Here is a 21,405-nt window from a genome sequence, read left to right on the forward strand (position 1 = left end):
TGTCGGCGTGAAGCCGCCACCCTGCTGGTCGGGGTGGCGGCTTCCGCCGTTCCGTGGCTGGGATGCCGGTCACGGGTGGGCGAGAGCTGGTGGCGGGTGGGCGAGGGCTGCTTATGGGTGGGCGAGGGCCGGTGGCGGGTGGGCGAGAGCTGGTGGCGGGTGGGCGAGGGCCGGTCGCGGGTGGGCGAGGGCGGCCGCTTACGGGTGGGCGAGGGCCGCGAGGACGCCCGGTGCCACGGTGGCAGGCAGCGCGGCGGACGGGAAGCGGCGCAGCATCGCGGCCTGCACCGCGTCCGGCTCGACCGGTTTGCCGAGTTCGGTCTCGAAGGCGCGCAGGTAGTCGCCGGTCCAGACGACCGGATCGGGGACGTGGTTCGGGACCGGGGTGGTGAGGTACCGGTGGCCCGGGACGGTGCGCTGCGGGTCGAGGGCGGAGATCTCGTCCAGCAGCTCGATCCAAGCGATGCGCTGGGCGGCGTGCGGGGTGTCGGCCAGTCGCGGGTGGACGTTCAGCCACAGCAGCGGGCCACCGAGCAAGGTCCGGCTGCGGTGCTCCCACACGTAATGCCGGTCCGGCAGGCCGAGGGACGCGCCGCGCACCTCCAGGCGGTGGTCCTCCAGCTCCACGGCGTCGTCGGCCAGCGGTTCCAGGCCGACCAGGCGGGTGGGGAGTTCCGCCCCGAGACCGGCCCACGCGGCGTGCACGGCGAGGTGATCGCTCTCGATCCGGGCCAGCACGGGGGCGGGCGCGAGGAACCGGGCCTCCGGGAACGCGTCGCGGAGCACCTCCGCCGCGAGCCAGTACTCCGGCGCGAAGTCCGGCACCAGCACGGCGCCCAGCCGCCGCCCCGAGGACGCGACCTCCCGCGCCAGCCGCCGCCCGTCCGTCAGCCGCAGCCCCGTACCGATCAGCACCGCTTGGTGCTGCCCGAGCACCAGCACCGCCACCTGGTGCGACGACTCCTCGGGAAGATCCACCGCCCGGAACTCCAGGGGATGCATCGCGCCTCCTCCGCCAACCGGCAACGCCCCTCACCCCAGGGTCGAACGGGACGGGGGCTGCCGCATGTGGGGCGGCTGTTTCGGGGTGGGGTCGGGAGGGCCTCTGGTTGGGGTGGGCGTGGTGGGGTCGGGAGGGCCTCTGGTTGGGGTGGGCGTGGTGGAGTCGGGAGGGCCTCGGGGTGGGGGTGGGAGCATGGAGGGGTGAGTGGTGGCGGGGTGTTCGCCGGGGAACTGTTCGGGCGTGAGCGGGAGGAGCCGGCGCCCGGGGTGGTGCTGGTGCCGGGGTGGCTCGGCGCGGGGGAGCAACGGGAGCTGGTCGCGGCGTGCCGGGAGTGGGCGCGTCCGCCGGCCGGGATGCGGACGGTGACGTTGCCGACCGGCGGGGTGATGTCGGTGCGGACGGTGTGCCTGGGCTGGCACTGGTACCCGTACGGATACGCACGAACCGTGGTGGACGGGGACGGTGCGCCGGTGAAGGCGTTCCCGCCGCGCCTCGGCGAGTTGGCCCGACGGGCGGTCGCGGAGGCGTACGGCGCCGGCGTCGGCGAGATCGCCGGCGCGGCCGGGTTCGCACCGGACGTGGCGCTGGTCAACCACTACCCGCACGGCGCGAAGATGGGCCTGCACCGGGACCGCGATGAGCGGGTGGACGCGCCCGTGGTGTCGCTGTCGCTGGGCGACAGCTGCGTGTTCCGGCTCGGTAACACGGAGACCAGGACCCGCCCCTGGACGGATCTGGAGCTGCGCAGCGGCGACCTGCTGGTGTTCGGCGGCCCGATGCGGTTCGCGTACCACGGCGTGGTGCGGACGCTGCGGGGCACCGCAGACCCGGACCTCGGGCTGGTGGGGCGGCTGAACATCACGGTGCGGCAGTCCGGCCTGGAGTAGCGGGTGCGGCCGCCTGTCCGGAGTTATGGGTGGCCGGGCCGGGTGGTGGCCCGTCCGGGTGGTGGGCGTGCCGCGTGCCGGAGGGCGGGAATTCCCGGTGGGCGCGGAGACTTGTGTTGGACGGAACAGGCGTCCGGCGGCACACCCAGCCCCGCCCGGCCGCCCGGAGAGGGAGCGACATACATGGGAACCCCCGTCGATCAGCTCGTCGACCTGCTCGACCTGGAGCAGATCGAGCTGAACATCTTCCGCGGCCGCAGCCCCGAGGAGGCGCTGCAACGCACCTTCGGCGGGCAGGTCGCCGGCCAGGCGCTGGTCGCGGCGGGCCGCACGGTGGACGAGGGCCGGCCGGTGCACTCGCTGCACGCCTACTTCCTACGCCCCGGCGTTCCCGGCGTCCCGATCGTCTACCAGGTGGACCGGATCCGGGACGGACGCTCCTTCACCACCCGCCGGGTGCTGGCGATCCAGGGCGGGCGGTCGATCTTCGCGCTGACCGCGGACTTCCACAAGCCCGAACCCGGCGGCATCGAGCACCAGTTCCCGATGCCGGACGTCCCCGCCCCCGAGGACCTGCCGAGCGCGCTGGACGAGGTCGGCTCCCGGCTCGGCGAACTGCCGCCGTTCATCAGCCGCCGCCAGCCCTTCGACATCCGGTACGTGGACCGGCTCAAGTGGAGCCGCGAGGAACTCGACGGCGTGGAGGCCCGCAGCGGCGTCTGGCTGAAGACCAACGGCCCGCTGCCCGACGACCCGCTGATACACGTCTGCGCGCTCACCTACGCCAGCGACATGACCCTGCTGGACGCCGTCCGCGCGCCCGTCGAACCCCTGTGGGGAGAACGGAACTTCGACATGGCCTCGCTCGACCACGCGATGTGGTTCCACCGCCCGTTCCGGGCCGACGACTGGCTGCTGTACCGGCAGGAGTCGCCGATCGCGCACGCCGCGCGCGGCCTCGCCCGCGGCGAAATCTACGACCGGGAGGGGCAGTTGGTGGTCTCCGTGATGCAGGAGGGCCTGTTCCGGCCGCTCGCCGGACGCTGACCGGCGCCCTCCACCACTCGTCCGGACTCGCCCAGACTCAGTCCGGATTCGTCCAGCCTCAGTCCAGCTGAAGCAAGTGCCCGAACCAGAGCCCCACTTGGAGGCAGTCCGATGACCGACACCGCAGCCGAGGCGTGGCAGCACTGGACGGAGTCCCGGAGCGCGGCGGTGAGCGCCCCGCACGGCCCGCTGGCGCTGACCGGCACCCACTGGTTGGAGTCCGAACCGGCGAAGTTGCCCGGCCTGCCCGGGACTTGGTGGGCCGAGAGCGGTGCCGTGTGCGCCGAACTCGCCGCCGGCGACGGCGTCCGGCTCGAAGGCGAGCAGCAGGAGGTGACCGGACGGGTCGCGTTGCGCCCCGACACCGACCCGGGCGCGCAGATCGCCGTGCTGGACGCGCTGCGCCTGGTCCCGATCGAGCGCGAGGGCGAACTCGCCCTCCGCGTCTTCGACCCCGACGCGCCGAGCCGGGCCTCGTTCGGCGGGATCTCCGTCTTCCCGTACGCGCCCGATTGGGCGGTGCCCGCCGTGTTCACCCCGTTCGAGAGCGGCGCGCAGGATTTGGTGGTGGAGAACGCCGACGGGAAGGCCCGTCCGATGACGGTCACCGGCCAGGTCGCCTTCACGCTGGCCGGTCAGCCGCACACGCTGACCGTCAGCGGCTCCGGGCGCTCCGGCGGCCCGCTCAGTGGCGTCATCGCGGACGGCACCAGCGGCCGGGAGACCTACCGGTTCCGGTTCATCACGCTGCCCGCGCCGGATGCCGACGGGAACACGGTGCTCGACTTCAACCGGGCGTTCCTGCCGCCGTGCGCCTTCGCCGACCACTTCATCTGCCCGTTCCCGCCGCCCGGCAACCGGCTCACCGTCTCGGTCGAGGCGGGCGAGCGGCACGTCGTCACTGTCTGATTTTCCGTAGGACGGCCCCGGCTCCGGCCCGGCTCCGGTCCCGGCTCTGTTGCCGGGGCCGGGGTGCGTTCGGGCCCGGGCGGTGGGTGGGGTGGCGGGTGGGTCGGCAGGTGGGGCGGCGGGTGGGGCGGCGGGTGGGTCGGCAGGTGGGGCGGCGGGTGGGGCGGCGGGTGGGGCGGCGGGTGGGTCGGCAGGTGGGGCGGCGGGTGGGTCGGCAGGTGGGGCGGCGGGCGGGTCGGTCGGTGGTCAGGTGAGGGCGGCGGCGAGTAGAGCGGCCGTTTCGGCGATCAGGGGCTCGTCGGGGGCGGCGTTTCGGTCGGGGGCGGGGCTCCGGTCGGGGGCGTTGGCGTTGGCATGGGTGCGGGCCTTGGGGGCGGCCTTCGTGGTGAGGACGGCGAGGACGATCGGGGCGCGGCCCGGCGGTCGGGCGAGGCCGATGTCGTGGTGGTGCCGTACGGGCCGGTGCCGGTCTTGTCGGCGAGGGTCCAGGCGGACGGCAGCCCGGCGCGCAGGCGGTTGGCGCCCGTGGTGTTGGCCAGCAGCCAGTTGGTGAGCAGCCGGCGATCGGCGGGGTCGAGCGCGTCGCCGAGGGTGAGACGGGCGTAGCTGCGGGCGAGTGCGTGTGGGCTGCTGGTGTCGGTGGTGCGGCCGGGCTCGGCGGAGTTCAGGGCGGGCTCCCAGCGGTCGAGCCGGGTGACGCGGTCGCCCAGGGTCCGGCAGAAACGGGTGACGGCCGTCGGCCCACCGAGTAGGCGCAGCAGCAGATTGGCGGCGGCGTTGTCGCTGAACTCGATGGCGGCCGCGCACAGTTCGGCGATCGTCAGCCCGCCCGCGAGGTTCTCCGGCCGGCCGGTGACCGGCGCGTAGCCGGCTGCGGTGACGTCGTCCCGCGTGTACCGCACCCGCAGCCCGAGGTCGTACCCGCCGCGCAGTACCGCCCCCACCGCCAGCGGCTTGAACGTCGAGCACATCGGAAACAGCTCGCCCGCCCGGTACCTGACCGCCGTGCCCGACCCCGTGTCGTACCCGAACACCCCGAGCCGCGCGCGGTGTTCGCTCTCCAGCGCTCGGAGTCGGGCTGTCAGCTCGTCCTCCGCCGCGAGAGACTTCCTGGCGGCCTTTCCGGGGGCTCTTCCGACGGCTCTTCCGGCGGCTCTTCCGGCGGTCGGGAGGACGGTGGCCAGGGCTGCGGCGGTGGCGGCCGTGAGCAGGTGGCGGCGGGCGGGGCGCGGGTGCACGGCCACGGGGGCTCCCTCCGGTCGGCGGCTTCTCGTTCGGGCCTGCCCGTTCTGTGGCGCTTACCCACCTGGAGCAGTTTCTTTCGCGGCGGGCGGGTCTTATGTCATGTGCATGGCTTTAAGTGCGGTGCTCGGTGTTTGGCAACCGGGCAATCGGGTTGGCGACAGCCCCCGTCCCGCCTGGAAGTTCGACGGTGCGTCAACCGGCGCGGCGGGCGGCGGCGTGATTGCTCGGTCGTACAGGTTCTTGCTCGGGCGAGCAATCGGCGGTAGCTTTTTGCTCGGGCAAGCAAGGGCTGGCTCGGGCGAGCAGAGAGGGGTGCTCCGTGGGGCGCACGTTCACCGAATCGGCGCGGCGGCGGCAGATTGTCGAGGCGGCCATCGAAGTGATCGCCGATGTGGGGTACGCCAAGGCCTCGTTCGCGCGGATCGCCAAGCATGCGGGGCTGAGCAGCACCGGGATGATCTCGTACCACTTCAAAGGCAAGGATGACCTGCTGCGCGAGGTGATCGCGGAGGTGATGCAGGTCTCCGAGGCGTACATGCGTCCGCGGATCGAGGCGGCGGTGGGCCCGCGGGCGCGCCTGCGGGCGTACATCGAGTCCAACGTCGAGTTGGCGGCCGCGCATCCGCGGGAGCTGGCCGCGCTGGTGGAGATCCTGAACGGCCAGGGCGACGACACAGAGGGCCAGTTCACGGCAGGGCGCCGGGCGGTGATGGACCTTCAGGAGTACATCGTCCGCGCCGCCCAGGCGGACGGCGAGTACGGCCCCTTCGACGCCAAGGTGCTGGTGACGGCGATCCGGGGGGCGATCGACGCGGTCCTGGTCCGCGTGCTGCGCGAGCCGGAGATGGATGTGGCCGCCAGCGCAAGGGAGTTGGCCGACCTGTTCGACCGGGCGGTGCGCCCGGCGGAGGTCTGCATGGAAGTGCATCGGGTGCCGGGGGAGGACCTATGAGCGAGCAACAGCCGGAATCGGTGGGGCAGGACGCGAGGGCAGCAGGCATGACGGGGGCGGACATGACGGGGGCAGGCATGACGGGGGCAGGCATGACGGGGGCGGGCTTGGCAGGAACGGGCTTGGCGGGGGCGGGTGTTGAGGCCGGCGCGGGTGCAGCTGCGGGTGCAGCTGCGGGTACGGGTGCGGGTGCGGGTATGGCTGGCGGGGGCGCGGTCGATGGGGAAGCGTCCGGCGCAGGTCCCGCCGTCACCGGCGCCGCTGGCGGGGGCGCGGCCGAGCTGCCGCGGACGGCGGACGGGCAGGTGGACTGGGCGGCGCTGGCAGGGGACGATTCGACGCCGAAGCAGCGGGCGGCACGTGGGTGGCGGCAGGCGGCCAAGGCGCTGGTGTTCGAGCTGGCGATCCCGCTCGGCGGGTACTACACACTGCTCGGGCTGGGCGCGGGCCAGTGGCTGGCGATCACGCTGAGCAGCCTGGCCGCGCTGCCGTGGCTGCTCTACGGGCTGGTGCGCAACCGTCGGCTGGATCCGATGCCGGTGTTCACCCTCCTGCTGATCGCGGTGAGCACGCTGCTGTCGGCGGTGACGGGCAGCCCCAGGGTGCTGCTGGTGCGCGACAGTTGGGTGTTCGGCGTGATCGGCGTGTGGGTGCTGGGCAGTCTGCTGACCCGCCGCCCGTTCATGTACGGCGCGGCCCGGGCGGTGGTCGCCGCCAAGATCGGCCCGGCGGGCGCCGACGCCTGGATCGGCCAGTGGGACTACGACCCGTCCTTTCGGCGCCACATTCGCCTGCTGACGGTGATGTGGGGCACGGGATTCGCCCTGGACGCCCTGATCCGGGTCGGGTTCGCGCTGACCTTGCCGCTCGGCGCGGTGCCGCTGGTGAACGCGTTGCAGTGGCTGGCGGTGCTGGGCGGAATGATCGGCTTCCACACCTGGTACGTGAAGCGGAACGGGCTGCTGGTCTGAGTTGCGGGTTTGGTGCGGCGGCCCCGGCGCGGAGGTGCCGGGGTCGCCGCTGCGGCCGTTGTCGTGTCGGCGGGCGGTGGCAGGATCGGCGGCATGATTGCTGTCCAGGATGTGATCGAGCAGGCCGGCCCGGAGGGCGTACTGCCGCTGCTCTCGCTGGCCGAGTTCTTCGCGGGCAACACCGTCGAGGACTCGCTGGCGCCGAACCAGTGGGGCTACGGCCGCCCGCCGCTGGCCGAGTTGGCCGCCGGTCTGGCCCGGATCGCGGAACTGCCGGAGGTGGCCTGGGTGCGGGTGCAACTCCACCCGGAGACACTGGACTTGGCGGAGCTGCTGGCCGAGGCCGTCGCCGTGTGCACCAGCGCGGACGCCGCTACCTGCGAGTCCTGGACGGCGGGTTGGGAGTCCAGCGGCGTGGTGAACGGCCTGGTCGATGAATATTTGGACGTTCCACCGGTGCCAGCCGGCATGACGATCCGCTCGATCGTGTGGGACTGACGTACCGTCAACCATGCCTGCTTGAGGCCATGTTGATACGGCCGACCAAAAATGTGGGTGACGGCGGACGCCGGGCCCCCTAGACTCGGCTCGCCGAAAGACGCCCGGGCCGGATGGCCGGCCGGGGCACACCGTGATGTGGAGAGGGAGGGGCCAGCCGTGCGTACCGCCGCTGTTGTCGTTCCCCCGTCGCGGTTCGAGGTGATCCTGGTGTCCTCGGCAGGCCGGCGCCCGCTGCGCGGCCGGCGCCGGTAAGGACCGCGAGCTCCACCCAACTTCCCTGCTTTGTACGCCCGTTGTGGGCGTCCTGCGGTCGCGCCGCCACTGTCGGCGGGCCGTTCCCCCCGGCGTCGTCCCCTTGCCGTGCCGCACGCCGTCTTCGCGCTGCGCCGCCGGTCGAGGGCGGGCCCGGGGGTGGGTTCGGGGTGCTGCTCGTGCTGCCGTGAATCGCGCTGCCCACTCCAGGACCGAATCCCGAAAGGCGCCGGGCCATGCGCACCGACCTCACCCTCCCCACCCCCAGCACCACTTCTGCCTCCGCGGCCGCCACCGTCCGCAACCTCGGCATCCTCGCGCACGTGGACGCCGGAAAGACCACCGTCACCGAGCGCATCCTGTTCCTGGCCGGGGCGACCCACCGGCGCGGTGAGGTGCACGAGGGCACCACCGTCACCGACTTCGACCCGCAGGAGCGCGACCGTGGCATCACCATCTTTGCGGCGGCGGTCAGTTGTGACTGGGACGGCCACCGGCTGAACCTGATCGACACGCCGGGGCACGTGGACTTCGCCGACGAGGTGGAGCGTTCGCTGCGCGTGTTGGACGGCGCGGTGGCGGTCTTCGACGCCGTGGCGGGCGTCGAGCCGCAGAGCGAGTCGGTGTGGCGGCAGGCCGACCGGCACGGGGTGCCGCGGATCGCGTTCGTCAACAAGATGGACCGGCCCGGCGCGGACCTGGACGGGGCAGTCGCCTCGATCCGGGACCGGCTCCACCCGGCGCCGCTGGCCGTGCAGTTGCCGATCGGCCGGGAGGGCGAGTTCACCGGCGTGGTCGACCTGCTCCGGCTGCGCGCGCTCACCTGGCCGGACCGGCCCGGCGGTGCCGACGGCGTACAAGTCTCCGACGTGCCGGTCGAGTTGGCGGCGGAGGCGGAACGCCGGCGGCAGGCGCTGGCGGAGGCGGTGGCCGAACTGCACCCGGCGGCACTGGAGGAGTACTGCGCCACCGGCACCCTCGGCGCGGACACCCTCGCGGGCGCGCTGCGTCAACTCACCGCCGACGGACAGGCGGTGGTGGTGCTGTGCGGCTCCGCCTACCGCAACCGCGGGATCGAGCCGCTGCTGGACGCGGTGACCGCGTACCTGCCCTCGCCGTTGGACGTCCCGCCGGTGCGCGGCGACTGGCAGGGCACCGTCCAGGAACGCTCGGCGGATCCCGAACAGCCGCTGGCGGCACTGGTGTTCAAGGTGAACGCGAGCACCACCGGGCGGCTCAGCGGCCTGCGGATCTACTCCGGCACCCTACGGAAGGGGGACACCGTGCTCGACTCACGCACCGGACGCACCGAGCGGATCGGCCGCATCCTGCGGGTGCAGGCCGACCGGCACACCGAGACGGACACGGCGGTGGCCGGCGACATCGTCGCCGTCATCGGGCCCAAGGCCGCCCGGGCCGGCAGCACGCTGTGCGCGCCCGGCGCCCCGCTGGTGCTCGAACCGGCCGTCGCCGCCGACCCGGTGGTGACCGTCGCGGTCGAGGCCCGCAGCTCGGTGGACACCGACCGGCTGGCAGTCGCGCTGCTCCGGCTCGCCGAGGAGGACCCGTCCCTGGTGGTCGGGACCGACCCGGAGAGCGGGCAGCGGGTGCTGTCCGGCCTCGGCGAACTGCACCTGGAGGTGGCGGTGGAGAAGCTCCGCCGCTCCGGGCTGGAGGTCACCGTCGGCCGGCCGCAGGTCGCCTACCGCGAGACGCTCTCCCGCGCGGTCGCCGGACTCGTTCTGCGGCACGTCAAACAGGACGGCGGCGCAGGGCAGTTCGCGCACATCGTGGTCGACGTCGAACCGCTTGGCGAGCCCGGCACGGAAGGCTTCGAGTTCCGCTCCACCGTCACCGGCGGGCGGGTCCCGCAGGAGTTCGTGCAGGCCGTCGAGGCGGGCTGCCGGGACGCCCTCGCGGACGGCCCGCTCGGCCACCCGGTCACCGGGGTCCGGGTCACCCTCACCGACGGGGCGACCCACGTCAAGGACTCCTCCGACCTGGCGTTCCGCACCGCCGGCCGGCTCGCCCTGCGCGAGGCGCTGCGGCGCGGCATCCCGGTACTGCTGGAGCCCGTGGTGGACGTCACCGCGACCGTCCCGCCGGACAGCCTCGGCGGCGTCCTCGGCGACCTGTCCGCCCGGCGCGGCCGGGTGCACGGCTCCGAACCGCAAGGCGCCCGCGGCGCGACCCTGACCGCGACCGTCCCGCTCGCCGAACTCTTCGGCTACGCAGGCGCGTTGCGCAGCCGCACCCAGGGCCGCGGCACCTTCACCACCCACCCGGCCGGCTACGCCCCGGCCCCGCGCCGGGAGTAACGGCGACGTCTGCCCCGCCCCGGAACCCGGGCGCGGGGCAGACGGGTGGTGGGTCGGAAGGTGATGTCTGCCGAGCCGGGGCGTTCAGGCCCGGGGGCGCGCTTTCGGCTGCGGCCTGGGCGGGCGGCGCCGGGCGACGACCAGGTCGTGGACTGTGCGGGCCACCTCTTCGGGGGGTTGGTGTTCCCAGAAGCGGAGGACGGTCCAGCCTTCGGCGGTGAGGTGGGCGGTGGTTTCGTGGTCGCGGGAGATGTTGCGGTCGAGTTTGGTGCGCCACCATTCGGCGTTGGCCCTGGGGCGGGTGGCGTGTTCGGGGCAGCCGTGCCAGAAGCAGCCGTCCAGGAAGACCGCGACACGCGGGCCGAGGAACAGGATGTCAACGGTGCGGCGCGGCATCCCGGGGACCCGGGCGTTGACCCGGTAGCGCAGGCCCGAGGCGTACAACAGGCGTCGGACCGCGAGTTCCTGGGCGGTGTCCCGGGAGGACTGCCGGCTCATCCGGGCGGCGACGGACGGCGAGGACGCGGTGGGCGACATACCGCCAGTATCCGCCGGCCCGCCGACAGCCGGGGACGGGTCGGGCGGCGCTGACCGGGTGGACATCGGCGCTTGTGGGGACGAGACGGCGGAGGGCGTGTGCGGTGGTGGCGTCGGCCGGGGTGATGGTGAACAGCAGATGGTCGGCGGCCGGTCCGGTGGAGAGGATGTCGTGACGCAGCCGGAGCTCGCCGGCCGCCGGGTGGTGGAAGCGGTGGCTGCCGGCGGAGCGTTCGAGGACGGTGTGGTCGTCCCAGCAGTTGTCGAACTCGAGGCTGTGGGCGCGCAGTTCGGCGACCATCGCGGCCGTCCGGGGATCGCCCGGGTGGCGCGCGTGGCCGGCCCGGAGGTGGCCGACGGTCTCGCGGGCGACCCGCGACCGGTCGAGCCGGCCGGTGCGGGCGGCCGGGTCGGGCGGCCGGGTCGAGGAAGAGCGTCCGCGCCGTGTTGTCGGCCCGGCCGCTGGCGAACCCGGCGCCGAACAGGGTCCGCGCCGCCGCGTTGTGGGTCGGCACGTCGAGCCGGTGGTCGGTCAGGTGCGCGGGGAACAGCGGTATTCCGTCCAGGAGTTGGAGCAGTGAGGGGCGAACCCGTTCGCTTCGTGCGGGTGCGGGTGCGGGTGCCGGGTGCGGGCTCTCACGGGCGGGCGAGCAGGTGCAGGTGGCGGCTCTCGTCCGGAGTCAGGCGAAGGGCGTCGGCGAGCGCGTGCAGGACGGCCGGGCCCGGAGTGCCGACCCGCCCCCGCTCCAGGCGGACGTACCACTCGACGCTGGCGGCGGCCAACCGGGCGATTTCCTGGCGCCGCAGCCCCGGAGTGCGGCGGCGCGGCCCCTGCGCGGAACGCCGACGTCCTCGGGCTGCAGGCGGGCGCGCTTGGCGTGCAGGAGGGCGGCCAGTACGGGCTGTTGGGGCGCTCGTCGGGGCATGCCGGTCGTGGTGTCGATGTTGCGCACGGGCCGCCCGGGGGGCCCGCGCGGATCCTGGTGCGCCGGATGACACCATCCGGCGTGGCTCCCCAACTTTCGGGGTGCGGACCAGGGTTGGGAAACCGACACTGGCCAGGGTCTGTCCTGCACGACCGCTCTGCTGCTGTGCTCCGCCGCCGCCCTGACCTTGCTCGGGGCCGCCGGTTCGAGCACCCAAGTCCGGGGAACTGTCTGCGACTTCGGCCGGGTTTCGGTGCGCCCGGGGATCCCCGCCGACGCCGGGCGGTTCACCGTCACCAGCCCCGACCCGGTGAACGGCAGTTTCCCGCAGGTGAGTTGGGCGAACTCCGTCGGCTGCGCCGATGGCAACCGGCCGCCGCGCCTGGAGTGGCGCGGCTGGCACCCGCAGCTCCGCCGTCACCATGTTCGACGCGGATGCCCCGACCGGCTCCGGCTTCTGGCACTGGCTGAGGGGACCTGCCCGCGACCGCCACCGTACTCGGCGACACCCTGCCGCCCGGCGCCGTCTCGGGTGCCGAAGACGCCGGTCCGCCAGGCTACTTGGGCCCCTGCCCCCCGGCCCGCGACCGCCCGCACCGCTACCGGATCAGCGTCCACGCGCTGGACACGCCGAGCCTGGCACTGCCAGCCGCGACCCCACCAGACGTTGCCGCGTTCACCCTGAGCGGCCACGTGCTGGCGTACGGGCAGACCGCGGCGGTGGCGGCCGGGTAGAAGCAACTGGCCCGGCCCACAGGCGAGTTGGTCCGCCTGCGGGCCGGGAAGGGGTGGTCAGCTCATCGAGATCAGGTGCAGACCGCCGTCCGACTCCAGAACGGTGCCGGTGAGGTTGCGGTTGGTGGCGGCCAGGGCCACCGTCTCCGCGACGTCCTCCGGGTCGGCGACCCGGCGGACCGGCAACTGGGCTGCGGCGTGGGCGAAGTAGGCCTCCCGAGCGTCCTGCGGCATGCCGTCCCACCACGGGGTGGCGACCAGGCCGGGGGAGACCGCGTTGACCCGGCGCGGGGCGAGTTCGACCGCGAGCGGCTTGATCATCGACTCCAACGCCCCGTTCACCGCCGCCAGTCCGGCCGTGCCGGGCAGGGCCGTCCGGGCCGAGATCGCGGTGACAAGGGTGATCGACCCGTCCTCGGTCAGGTGCGGCAGGGCGGCCTGGACGGTCGTCAACTGCCCCCAGAACTTGGCCTCGAACGCGCTGCGCAGCGCGGCCAGGTCGAGCTCGGCGAACGGGCCCGCCCCCTCGGCGCCGCTGAGCGCGACCACCAGCCAGTCCAACGACCCCACGGTGCGCAGGACTTCGGCGATCTGCTCGCGGTCGCCGCCGTCCGCCCGGTGCCCGACCAGCTCCGGGTCGCTCACCGCGAGCGCCTCCAGGCGCTCCTTGCTGCGGCCGACCACGTGCACCGCCGCACCCTGCGCGTGCAGCCGGCGCGCGGTGGCCAGCCCGATGCCCGAGGTGCCGCCGACCACCAGTGCGGTGCGCTCACTCATCTGTGCCATCTCCCCTGTGCCAGTCGATGGGAGCGGGCCGAACCCGGCCGCTCCGGGCGATCCGTCGGCCCCCTAATTCGAACCGTGACGTCTCGTCTCGAATTACGGTAGCGTGCTGCCCGTGATCGAGCAAGCGAAATCCGCCCCCGGCGGAGCAGCCGATGAATCGTCAACTCGCCTTCCGGAAGCGCCCGTACGCCCCGGCCGCCGCCGCAGCGAGGAAAGCCGCCAAGCCATCCTGGGCGCCGCGTTCGAGCTGCTCGGCGAGGTCGGCTACGCCCGCCTCACCGTCGAAGGCATCGCCGCCCGCGCCGGCACCGGCAAACAGACCGTCTACCGCTGGTGGCCCGGCAAGGCGGACGTCCTGCTCGAAGCCATCACCACCCACGCCCGGCAGCACATCCCACTGCCCGACACCGGCGACCACACCGCCGACCTGCGAACCTTCCTCGCCACCACGTTCGCCGCCGCCACCCCGAGCACCGCCGCCGCGCTGCGCGCCCTGATGGCCGAGGCACAGATCGACCCCGCATTCGGCGAACGCTTCCGCGCAACCCTGCTGCGCCCGCGCCGCGAAGCCCTCGGCGCCCTTCTCGAACGCGCCCGCACCGCAGGCCTGCTCGCCCCCCAACTCACTACCGCCACCGCCGTCGACCTCGCGTTCGGCGCCCTCTGGTACCGGCTGCTGAGCGACGGCGGGCCACTGGACGACGAACTCGCCGAACTCCTGACCCGGACGCTGCTGCGCTGAGCCCGGGCGTCCTTCGTGGTGACCCGGGCCGAAGGGTCGGCGGGCTTCTGACCCGGACGCTGCTGCGCTGAGCCCGGGCGTCCTTCGTGGTGACCCGGGCCGAAGGGCCGCCGAGGCCTCTGACGCGATGCTGCTGCGCAGAGGCCTGGGCGCCCTTCGTGGTGACCCGGGCCGAAGGGCCGCCGAGGCCTCTGACGCGATGCTGCTGCGCAGAGGCCTGGGCGCCCTTCGTGGTGACCCCGGCCGACGGGCCGCCGAACAGCTGGCCGACCATGGCGGAGTGCCCACCGACCCGCCCATACCCGCCGCTCCCGCGACCCCGTCCCGACTGCGCCGCCTCACCCGCGGCGCGTTCGCCGACCTGACCCCGCTGCGCCACAGCCCCGACTACCGGCGACTGTGGTTCGGCCAATCGGTCTCCGCGATCGGCCAGCAGATGACCGCCGTCGCGGTCGCCGTCCAGGTCTACGACCTCACCGGCTCCACCTTCGCCACCGGCCTGGTCGGACTCTGCTCACTGCTCCCACTCATCGCCTTCGGCCTGTACGGCGGCGCCATCGCCGACCGGGTCGACCGCCGCCGCCTCGGCCTGATCGGCTCCGGTGGACTCGCCGCCGTCTCCGCCCTGCTCGCCGCCCAGGCCCTGCTCCACCTCGACGCCGTCGCCCTGCTCTACGCGGCCGTCGCCCTCCAGGCCGGCTTCTTCGCCATCAGCTCGCCCGCCCGGTCCTCGATGATCCCCCGGCTCGTCCCGCGCGAGCAGCTGACCGCCGCCAACGCCCTCAACACCATCGGCATGAACCTCGGCCAGACCGTCGGCCCCATGCTCGGCGGCGTCGCCATCGCCGCGTACGGCGCCCAGGCCGCGTACCTGGTCGACACCGTCGCCTTCACCGCCACCCTCTACGCGATGTGGCGGCTGCCCGCGATGCGACCGCAGGCCGCGAGCGGCAAACGCGCCACCGTCCTCGACGGCCTGCGCTTCCTGCGCGAGCAACCCAACCTGCGGACATCCTTCCTCGCCGACCTCGCCGCGATGATCTTCGGCCTCCCGCGCGCCCTCTTCCCCGCCATCGCCGTCGCCTTCTACGGCGGCGGACCCGGCACCGTCGGCCTGCTGGTCGCCGCCCCCGCCGTCGGCGCCCTGGCCGGCGGACTCTTCTCCGGCTGGATCAGCCGCATCCACCGGCACGGCGCCGCAGTCCTCACCGCCGTCGCCGCGTGGGGCCTGGCCATCGCCGCGTTCGGACTCGTCCACAACCTGCCGCTCGGCCTGCTGCTGCTCGCGGCGGCCGGCTGCGCCGACACCATCTCGATGATCTTCCGCAACACGATGATGCAGGTCGCCGCACCCGACGACATGCGCGGCCGCCTCCAGGGCATCTTCATCGTCGTGGTGGCCGGCGGCCCCCGCCTCGGCGACTTCGAATCCGGCACCGTCGCCACCCTCACCACCCCCACCCTCTCCATCCTCACCGGCGGCCTCGCCTGCATCGCCGCCGTCCTCCTCCTCGCCACCCGCCGCCCCGCCTTCCTCCACTACGACGCCCGCCACCCCACCCCCTGACCCACCCCCTCCGCCACCCCACCCGATACCTGGCAGCGAGCACCCCCCGACGTGCTGTATTGTTTTCCACGTCGCCGGGGAACACCGGAGACAAGGTCAGAAAGCCAAGGAGCCCAACAGGGCGCCAAGGCGGACGACCACGGGACGTGGCGCAGCTTGGTAGCGCACTTGACTGGGGGTCAAGGGGTCGCAGGTTCAAATCCTGTCGTCCCGACGGTAACGTCGCAGGTCAGAGGCGGTTTTCCTGGTAACGGGAAGGCCGCCTCTGGCGGTTTTCGGACATGGCGAATCGGGGCATTTCGGACATCGGGTCAAGTGGGGTTATCGCTGATTCATAGGTCGCATCGGGCAACTGGCATTGAACCCACGACTTTCGCGGCGATCTTCGGCCCTATTCCAAGGCTGGTCGCTGGCTGGCGCACTTGACCGGCGCGCGGCGTGTCGATTCTCGAAATTCCTTTCCTTGCTCGGCTGTTGATGGGTCGTCTGGCGGTCTCCGGTTTGATGGGTTTCGCAGCCTCGCCCGATCTGCCTGAGTTTTTTGACCACTCTGGGTGATCGAGACTGTTTCGTGACGTCCTGTTTCGGGGTCCCTTCTGCATGAAGTGGGCTTTGCGCTGCGGGAGTTGGCTTCATGTGACGGCTGTTCAGTCGGTGGCTTCGCGCCTGAATCGTTACCGTCGTGCGCGGTGGCCTTGGTTGGTGTGTCACCACCTTCGGGGGATTCGTCCGGTTCGGCGGAGTTGTTCGGCGAGGTGGCGGGTGAGGTTGTCTCCGGCTTCGGCGATCGTGCGGAGGTCGGGGTGGAGGTAGCGCACCGTGGTGCCGAAGTCCTGGTGGCCGGCGATTTCCTGGAGGATGTGGGGAGGGACTCCGGCGTCGGCCATCCAGGTCAGGCCGGTGTGGCGGAGGTCGTGGCGGCGCAGGTGTGTGTGGCCGAGGGCGTGGACGACGTTGTCCCAGTGGGTGGCGTCGCGCAGGGTGGCGGTGGTGATGCGGCCGCCGCGGGGGCCGGTGTAGAGGCGGGCGTCGGGATCGCCGCGGGTGGTGTGGAGGCGGCGGAGGATCTGCGGGCGCAGCGGTTCGATGATGGGGATGTGGCGGGTGTGGCCGCCTTTGGGGGCTTTGTCGACGAGGCCGCCGGGGGCGGGTGTGGTCTGGTGGCGGCAGGTCAGGATCCACTGTTCGGTGTCGATGTCCTCGGTGCGGACGCCGGAGACCTCGCCGATGCGGGTGGCGGTGCAGGCGCTGTGGACGACGACGTCGCCCCAGCCCCGGTAGTGGTTGTAGGAGGCGTAGATGAGGGCGTCGGCGAGCTCGGTGAGGGCGTCCCAGTCGCGCAGGGCGAGGCTGCGGGGTTCGAGGAGTTCGTCCTCGGCCTGGCGGAGTTCGTGCTGCCAGCCGGTGACGTGGGCCGGCTCGTTCGCGATCAGTCCGTCGGCGACGGCCTGGCGCAGGATGCGGTGGAGCATCGCGAGGGTGCTCTTGGCGGTGGAGCGGCCGCAGCCGTCGGCGATCCAGGCGTACACGGCGTCCTGGATCAGGCCGGTGGTGATCAGGTCGATGGGCAGGTGTCCGAGGTCCGGGAGGATCCGCAGGCGTAGGCCGGCGAGGTAGGGGGTGTGGGTGGTGCTCTCCAGCCCAGCCAGGATCACCGACAGGCGCCGCTCGACGTACTCGGCCAGAGGCATGGAGCTCAGTCGGGGGAGGACGGGGCTTCCGGTGGCGTCGGCCAGCACGGTCAGCCACTGGGTGACGAGAGTGGGGTCGAGCCCGTTGTGTACGGCGGTGTTCAGGAACACTGCCCACGCCTGCGTCTGGGCCGGGATGGCATCACCGAGGGGGCGGTGGGGAAGGGGCACGTCTGCGATGTTGGGGCGGTGGGCGGCCCGAGGTGCCGTAGAGCCGGAGGACGAGGCGCTCCGTGCGTAGGGTCCGGTGCCTGGTGAGTGTTTCGGGGTCTTGCGTGAGGTGTTCATGATTCAGGGTTGCCTGATGCCGGACGTGACATCGCCGGTTCTTGCGTCGGACGCCTGAGGTGCGACGCTCGCCGGTCGTGCACGGCGCATGGGTCCAATGGATGGTTCCAGGTCGGCGCCGCAGCAGTTGGCGCGGCTGTGGCGCGGGTGCGCCGATGAATGGTCGCGGCGTTGGCTCTTGGACGGGGAGACTTTCCGGGATGCCGAGCTCGACCGCGAGGTCGTGGCACCGGTGGGCCAAGTAGCTCCTGCTCGCCTCGGAGGCGCCATCCTGCGCGCGACCGTGGCGTTCGGCGGCGCGAGGTGCTGATCGGCCGGGTGCGCTCGCCGCCGAAGACGAAGCTGGACCGGCCCCGGTCGGCCTTCGGAGAGGGCGTGCCTCCGCGCGGCCGTTGCCTGTCGGCTCGCGGTCCGCTGCAACCGTCGCCGGTCAGTCTTGACTTAATGACGACGTCATGGTGTCATCACGTCATGCTCTATGCTGTGCCCGCCCTCCGCGACATCGACCAGTCCGTTCTCGCGGAGATCGGCGAGATGCGGGACCGGCTGCGCCTGCACCTGCGCACTCCGCGGCGATGGGAAGGGCAGTTGCGGCGCAACTTGACGGCGCGGGCGATCGCTGGCTCGAACACGATCGAGGGCTACGCGGCGAGTGTGTCGGATGTCGAGGACATCATGGTCGGCGAGGCGCCGATCGATGCGAGTGACACCGTCGCGGCCGAGATTGAGGGCTACCGGCAGGCGATGACCTACATCCAGCGTCTGGCCGAGGCCGGCGACGACTTCGCCTACAGCAAGGGTCTGCTCAACTCGCTGCACTTCATGATGCAGGGCCACCACCTGCTCAAGCGGCCCGGTTGGTGGCGCAGCGGGCCGGTGTACGTCACCTCCGCCGAAGACCCGACCATCGCCGCCTACACCGCCCCTGACGCTCAGCAACTGCCGGAACTCACCGGCGAGTTGGTCGCCTGGCTGAACGCGGGTGACCTCGAAGCGCCCGGTCTGGTGCGGGCGTCGATGGCGCACCTGAACCTGGTGTCGATCCACCCGTGGTCGGACGGCAACGGCCGGATGTCGCGCGCCTTGCACACCCTGGTCCTGGCCCGTGAAGGCGTCATGGCGCCGGAGTTCTCCAGCATCGAGGAATGGCTCGGCCGGGCCCGCAACACCTACCGCTACTACGACATCCTCGCCGAAGTCGGTGGCCCGGTCTGGACCCCCGACCGTGACACGCTGCCCTGGGTCCGGTTCTGCCTGCGTGCCCACCACCAGCAGGCCCAGACCGTCGAACGCCAGGTCACAACCACGCGGGAAGTGTGGACCGGCCTCGACGAGGCCGTCGAGCGCCAGGGCTGGCCAGACCGGATGCTCTACGCCCTCTATCCGGCGGCGATGGGCAATCGCGTCCGTCGCGCCACCTACCAGGCAGATGCCGACCTGAGTGAGCAGCAGGCCCAGCGCGACATCCGCGAACTCGTCCGCGCCGAGTGGCTCGCCGCCAACGGCGAGGCCCAGGGCCGCTACTACACCGCTGGCCCTGGCCTTCCCGAAGCTATCGTTCGAGGCGTGCGGGAGCCACGGCCCCTTCGCGATCCTTATTCGTCCTGAGGCTCATTCAGTCGATGCCGGGCCGATCAGGATCGGTAGGGCTTCCTCCGGATGGTCGGCGTGTGAAGGGCCCAGCGCTTCGGCTGCTTGAGAATGTGCCAGAGGGGTCCGGCAAAGGAACGGACCGTTGGGCCGGAGAGGTCCCCGCTGCCGGTCCACCCGGCCCGGTGTTCACCAAGGGGTTGGTCAGCGCCTCACCATCGGTGTTGGCCGGGATGTAGTCGAGCAAGCCGACGGACTGCCCAACCCGGGGGTACCTGCCTCCTCGGCCAGGGAGACAACACCCAGCATCTCTGGTGCGCCAATGTGGTTTGCACCGGCCGCAATTTCGCTGACCGCCAGTCACCTTGGCTACTACCATTCCCATACGTCGCAGATCGCAGACTGTCCCACCGCCCCTCGCACGACACAAGGTAACGATGAAGATCAAGCGAGCACGCATCCAGAACTTCCGCAGCTTGCGGGAGGTGGACATCGAATTCGATGCGACGACGTGCTTCATCGGGCCGACCGGCGCGGGGAAGTCCACCGTCCTGCGGGCGCTCGACTGGTTCTTCAACGGGGAGAAGACGCTCTCCCTTGACGAGCACGATCTCCACTCTGCGGCCGACAGCCGCCGGATCACCGTCGAGGTCGAGTTCAACGACCTCACCGAGTACGACCGGGGCGTGCTGGGCAGCTACGCCCCGCCCGAGAGCGACACCGTGATCGTGTGGCGTACCTGGGAGGACGGCGAGGACAAGATCAGCGGAAGGGCGCTCGCCTTCCCGCCCTTCGAAGCCGTCAGGGCCGTGCCGACCGCGATGGCCAAACGGAAGGCATATGGCGAACTGTGCGACCAGCAGCCGGACCTGGACCTCCCGTCCGCAGGCTCCGAGGCCGCTGTCATGGAGGCGCTCTTGACCTGGGAGCGTGAGCACCGCGACCGGCTCGTCCCCACTGAGCGCAACAGCACCTACTTCTTCGGCTTCGCGGGCCAGAGCAAACTCGCCGAACTGATCGACTTCGTCTTTGTCTCCGCCGACCTTCGCGCCGCAGAGGAAGCCGACGACCAGAAGGCCTCCGCGCTGGGCCGCATCCTCGACTACGCGGTGAACCGGACCCAGGAGATCGCAGCACTCAGCGAACTTGAGAAAACCGCCCACGAGGAGCGTCTGAAGATCCAGAACGAGGCGTACAAGCCGGTCCTCGACAGGATCTCGGGTGCGCTCTCCCGGGAACTCGCACAGTTCACGACGGGACGGGGGATCGCGCTCGCACCGGTCGTCCACACGCCGAAGCCGGCCAGGACCAGCTTCAAGGTCAGCATCTGGGATGGCGCGGCCGAGACCTCCGTCAGCCGCCAGGGCCACGGTTTCCAGCGCGCGCTGATCATCGCCGCCCTCAAACTCCTCGCCGAGACCCGGAAGCCCAGCCAGGAGACGCGCACCCTGTGCCTCGCCATTGAGGAGCCCGAACTCTTCCAACACCCCGCGCAGGCAAGGATCTTCGCCGACGTCCTGCGCGACCTCGCCACTGCTGACGGAAGTCGGGTCCAGGTCACGTACGCCACCCACAGCACCGTTTTCGTGGACCACCGCGCGTTCCACCAGGTACGCAGGTTGCGCCGCGACTTCGTCGACAACCACCCCACGACCCGCACCAGTCAGGTCACTGTGGACGACCTCTGCGAGGCGCTCGCCGGTTACGTGAAGCCTGACAGCGTGCGCCGCCACGCCGGCCTTCGCTGCACCGACACCCTTGCCGAAGGCTTCTTTGCTCTGGCCGCCGTGCTCGTGGAGGGGGACACCGACGCCGGTCTGATCACCGGCTGTGCCCAGAACATGAACCTCGGCCTTGCCGCCCAGGGCGTCACTGTGATTCACGTCAGTGGCAAGAACAACCTGATCCTCTGCCATGCCATCCTCACCGCCCTCGGAGTGCCCTGCTACGTCGTCTTTGACGGTGACTGCGGTATGGAGGAGCGGAAACTGGCTTCGATCCAGGGGCGGGAGGGTGACGACTACCTCCAAGCCATGAAGAAGATCACCGCAGCGGCCGACGACGCCGCCCGGATGAATACGGACCTGCTCGGATACCTGGGCGCGCAGAAGCGGGTCCCTTGGCCGGAGTCGGTGTCCACCTCGACCTACACGGTCTTCGACGACAACCTGGAGGAGTACCTCAAGGGTGCCTGGCCCGCATGGTCCAAGCGGCTCAAGCAACTGATCGAATCCGGCGAGGGGTTTCCCGGCAAGAACGCCCCCACCTACCGGGAAGCCGCCAGCGGCGCGGAAGGCAATCCGCCCGCGCTGCTCGTCCAGCTCCTGGCCAACGTCCAGGAGCTACTGAAGGCCAGCATGCCGCCGTCAGTCCACGCCCTGCCGCGCCAACTCGGGCCCGACAACGCTGCCGAGGCTGTAGTACCCGCTACCTAGACCGAACCGAACCATTCCGGAGC

At 71.8% G+C, this 21,405-nt stretch carries 17 protein-coding genes, 1 tRNA gene and 3 pseudogenes; 13 read left to right on the plus strand and 8 right to left on the minus strand.

The genetic code is table 11. The features are described 5' to 3' along the window. Positions 1-198 precede the first annotated feature (198 nt). On the minus strand, positions 199-1,002 hold the full coding sequence (locus ACZ6R9_RS32105; RefSeq protein ID WP_465542166.1) for an MBL fold metallo-hydrolase: 804 nt from the start codon (positions 1,000-1,002) through the stop codon (positions 199-201). Positions 1,003-1,203: 201 nt separating this feature from the next. Here ACZ6R9_RS32105 and ACZ6R9_RS32110 point away from each other — a divergent pair, with 201 nt between their 5' ends. The 3 genes from ACZ6R9_RS32110 (at position 1,204) to ACZ6R9_RS32120 (ending at position 3,846) form a co-directional block, all read left to right on the plus strand. Then, positions 1,204-1,890: an alpha-ketoglutarate-dependent dioxygenase AlkB family protein gene (locus tag ACZ6R9_RS32110; RefSeq protein ID WP_465542168.1), complete on the plus strand. Its 687-nt coding sequence runs from the start codon at positions 1,204-1,206 to the stop codon at positions 1,888-1,890. Between the two features lie 183 nt (positions 1,891-2,073). Then, positions 2,074-2,937 (plus strand): acyl-CoA thioesterase, encoded by an 864-nt coding sequence (locus tag ACZ6R9_RS32115; RefSeq protein WP_380488912.1) that lies wholly within the window; start codon positions 2,074-2,076, stop codon positions 2,935-2,937. Positions 2,938-3,048: 111 nt separating this feature from the next. After that, positions 3,049-3,846, plus strand: coding sequence for a DUF1684 domain-containing protein (locus ACZ6R9_RS32120; protein WP_380488913.1), 798 nt, complete (start codon positions 3,049-3,051; stop codon positions 3,844-3,846). Between the two features lie 246 nt (positions 3,847-4,092). Here ACZ6R9_RS32120 and bla read toward each other — a convergent pair. Continuing rightward, positions 4,093-5,084 (minus strand): annotated as a pseudogene (bla, locus tag ACZ6R9_RS32125) (class A beta-lactamase). A gap of 326 nt (positions 5,085-5,410) precedes the next feature. On the opposite strand from bla, the gene ACZ6R9_RS32130 reads away from it, so the two are divergent. The 4 genes from ACZ6R9_RS32130 (at position 5,411) to fusA (ending at position 10,085) form a co-directional block, all read left to right on the plus strand. Further along, a complete protein-coding gene (locus ACZ6R9_RS32130; RefSeq protein WP_380488914.1) occupies positions 5,411-6,043 on the plus strand; it encodes a TetR/AcrR family transcriptional regulator in 633 nt (210 codons plus the stop codon). A gap of 197 nt (positions 6,044-6,240) precedes the next feature. After that, positions 6,241-7,014 carry a VC0807 family protein gene (locus ACZ6R9_RS32135; protein ID WP_465542171.1) on the plus strand — a complete coding sequence of 258 codons (774 nt, stop codon included), beginning with the start codon at positions 6,241-6,243 and terminating at the stop codon, positions 7,012-7,014. Between the two features lie 93 nt (positions 7,015-7,107). After that, entirely contained in the window at positions 7,108-7,512 is a 405-nt protein-coding gene (locus ACZ6R9_RS32140) for a hypothetical protein (RefSeq protein ID WP_465542173.1), read from the plus strand. A gap of 491 nt (positions 7,513-8,003) precedes the next feature. Further along, entirely contained in the window at positions 8,004-10,085 is a 2,082-nt protein-coding gene (gene fusA, locus ACZ6R9_RS32145; protein WP_465542175.1) for an elongation factor G, read from the plus strand. An 84-nt stretch (positions 10,086-10,169) separates the two neighbouring features. On the opposite strand, the gene ACZ6R9_RS32150 is transcribed toward fusA, so the two are convergent. From ACZ6R9_RS32150 to ACZ6R9_RS32165, 4 genes and pseudogenes are all read right to left on the minus strand, one after another. Continuing rightward, the gene (locus ACZ6R9_RS32150) at positions 10,170-10,529 is read right to left on the minus strand and encodes a DUF559 domain-containing protein (RefSeq protein ID WP_465542225.1); all 360 of its coding nucleotides are present in this window, start codon (positions 10,527-10,529) and stop codon (positions 10,170-10,172) included. Next, positions 10,462-10,944: pseudogene (locus ACZ6R9_RS32155) on the minus strand (MmyB family transcriptional regulator); the annotation flags it as partial. The gene ACZ6R9_RS32150 and the pseudogene ACZ6R9_RS32155, both read right to left, overlap by 68 nt. A gap of 133 nt (positions 10,945-11,077) precedes the next feature. Further along, positions 11,078-11,200: pseudogene (locus tag ACZ6R9_RS32160) on the minus strand (helix-turn-helix transcriptional regulator); the annotation flags it as partial. Positions 11,201-11,258: 58 nt separating this feature from the next. Next, complete coding sequence (locus tag ACZ6R9_RS32165; protein ID WP_465542177.1) at positions 11,259-11,405, minus strand: helix-turn-helix domain-containing protein; 147 nt, start codon at positions 11,403-11,405, stop codon at positions 11,259-11,261. Positions 11,406-12,058: 653 nt separating this feature from the next. Between ACZ6R9_RS32165 and ACZ6R9_RS32170 the strand changes: the two genes are divergently transcribed. Next, positions 12,059-12,283 carry a YbhB/YbcL family Raf kinase inhibitor-like protein gene (locus ACZ6R9_RS32170; protein ID WP_465542227.1) on the plus strand — a complete coding sequence of 75 codons (225 nt, stop codon included), beginning with the start codon at positions 12,059-12,061 and terminating at the stop codon, positions 12,281-12,283. A 57-nt stretch (positions 12,284-12,340) separates the two neighbouring features. On the opposite strand, the gene ACZ6R9_RS32175 is transcribed toward ACZ6R9_RS32170, so the two are convergent. Beyond that, the gene (locus ACZ6R9_RS32175; protein ID WP_465542179.1) at positions 12,341-13,060 is read right to left on the minus strand and encodes an SDR family oxidoreductase; all 720 of its coding nucleotides are present in this window, start codon (positions 13,058-13,060) and stop codon (positions 12,341-12,343) included. Between the two features lie 121 nt (positions 13,061-13,181). On the opposite strand from ACZ6R9_RS32175, the gene ACZ6R9_RS32180 reads away from it, so the two are divergent. From ACZ6R9_RS32180 to ACZ6R9_RS32190, 3 genes are all read left to right on the plus strand, one after another. Further along, the gene (locus ACZ6R9_RS32180) at positions 13,182-13,811 is read left to right on the plus strand and encodes a TetR/AcrR family transcriptional regulator (RefSeq protein WP_465542181.1); all 630 of its coding nucleotides are present in this window, start codon (positions 13,182-13,184) and stop codon (positions 13,809-13,811) included. Between the two features lie 127 nt (positions 13,812-13,938). Further along, positions 13,939-15,378, plus strand: coding sequence for an MFS transporter (locus tag ACZ6R9_RS32185; RefSeq protein WP_380478271.1), 1,440 nt, complete (start codon positions 13,939-13,941; stop codon positions 15,376-15,378). 140 nt (positions 15,379-15,518) lie between these two features. Next, a tRNA-Pro gene (locus tag ACZ6R9_RS32190) sits at positions 15,519-15,592 on the plus strand. A gap of 493 nt (positions 15,593-16,085) precedes the next feature. Here ACZ6R9_RS32190 and ACZ6R9_RS32195 read toward each other — a convergent pair. Then, on the minus strand, positions 16,086-17,240 hold the full coding sequence (locus ACZ6R9_RS32195; RefSeq protein ID WP_465542184.1) for a tyrosine-type recombinase/integrase: 1,155 nt from the start codon (positions 17,238-17,240) through the stop codon (positions 16,086-16,088). Positions 17,241-17,828: 588 nt separating this feature from the next. On the opposite strand from ACZ6R9_RS32195, the gene ACZ6R9_RS32200 reads away from it, so the two are divergent. Next, positions 17,829-18,965, plus strand: a complete 1,137-nt coding sequence (locus ACZ6R9_RS32200; protein WP_380478268.1) for a Fic family protein — start codon at positions 17,829-17,831, stop codon at positions 18,963-18,965. 419 nt (positions 18,966-19,384) lie between these two features. Further along, entirely contained in the window at positions 19,385-21,382 is a 1,998-nt protein-coding gene (locus ACZ6R9_RS32205) for an ATP-dependent nuclease (RefSeq protein ID WP_380478267.1), read from the plus strand. Positions 21,383-21,405 lie beyond the last annotated feature (23 nt).

Source organism: Kitasatospora sp. NPDC048662 (assembly GCF_055587065.1).